This window comes from Pantoea sp. BR_17 (genome assembly GCF_041955125.1).
Taxonomy (GTDB): domain Bacteria; phylum Pseudomonadota; class Gammaproteobacteria; order Enterobacterales; family Enterobacteriaceae; genus Pantoea; species Pantoea stewartii.
In genome coordinates, this window is record NZ_JAVAXT010000026.1 from 1 (window position 1) to 1,153 (window position 1,153).

A 1,153-nucleotide genomic window follows, 5' to 3' on the forward strand; every position below is an offset into this window, starting at 1 on the left:
CGCGCCCTTTGCCGGGGACAACATTCTGGACAACGCGGAGAAGGCCACGGATCAGACCGTCTCGGGCATCACCGCCAACGTGGAGCCGGGCCAGACCGTGACCGTGACGCTGGGCGGGCAGACCTACACCGCCACGGTGGGCCAGGACGGCAGCTGGAGCGTGACGGTGCCGGCGGCGGCGCTGCAGGCGCTGGCGGCGGGCACGGTGACCATCGAGGCGACGGTGAGCAACGCGGCGGGCACCGCGACCACCCAGACCCAGGCCATCACCGTGGAAGCGCCGGTGACCTCGCCGGGCGATCCGACGGTGACCCTCGCGCCCTTTGCCGGGGACAACATTCTGGACAACGCGGAGAAGGCCACGGATCAGACCGTTTCGGGCATCACCGCCAACGTGGAGCCGGGCCAGACCGTGACCGTGACCCTGGGCGGACAGACCTACACCGCCACGGTGGGCCAGGACGGCAGCTGGAGCGTGACGGTGCCGGCGGCGGCGCTGCAGGCGCTGGCGGCGGGCACGGCGACCATCGCGGTCACGGTGAGCAACGCGGCAGGCACCGCAGCCACGACTACCGAAACCATCACCGTGGAGGCGCCGGTGACCTCGCCGGGCGATCCGACGGTGACCCTCGCGCCCTTTGCCGGGGACAACATTCTGGACAACGCGGAGAAGGCCACGGATCAGACCGTTTCGGGCATCACCGCCAACGTCGAGCCGGGCCAGACCGTGACCGTGACGCTGGGCGGACAGACCTACACCGCCACGGTGGGCCAGGACGGCAGCTGGAGCGTGACGGTGCCGGCGGCGGCGCTGCAGGCGCTGGCGGCAGGCACAACGACCATTGAGGCGACGGTGAGCAACGCGGCGGGCACCGCAGCCACCCAGACCCAGGCCATCACCGTGGAAGCGCCGGTGACCTCGCCGGGCGATCCGACGGTGACCCTCGCGCCGTTTGCCGGGGACAACATTCTGGACAACGCGGAGAAGGCCACGGATCAGACCGTCTCGGGCATCACCGCCAACGTCGAGCCGGGCCAGACCGTGACCGTGACCCTGGGCGGACAGACCTACACCGCCACGGTGGGCCAGGACGGCAGCTGGAGCGTGACGGTGCCGGCGGCGGCGCTGCAGGCGCTGGCGGCGGGCACGGCA

The 1,153-nt window shown here is 71.6% G+C and carries 1 protein-coding gene; it reads left to right on the forward strand.

Features of this window, described 5'->3' with window-relative positions:
* Nucleotides 1-1,153, forward strand: a 1,153-nt coding sequence (locus RAC60_RS21895) for an Ig-like domain-containing protein (RefSeq protein ID WP_375094349.1), incomplete at both ends; no start/stop codon positions are given.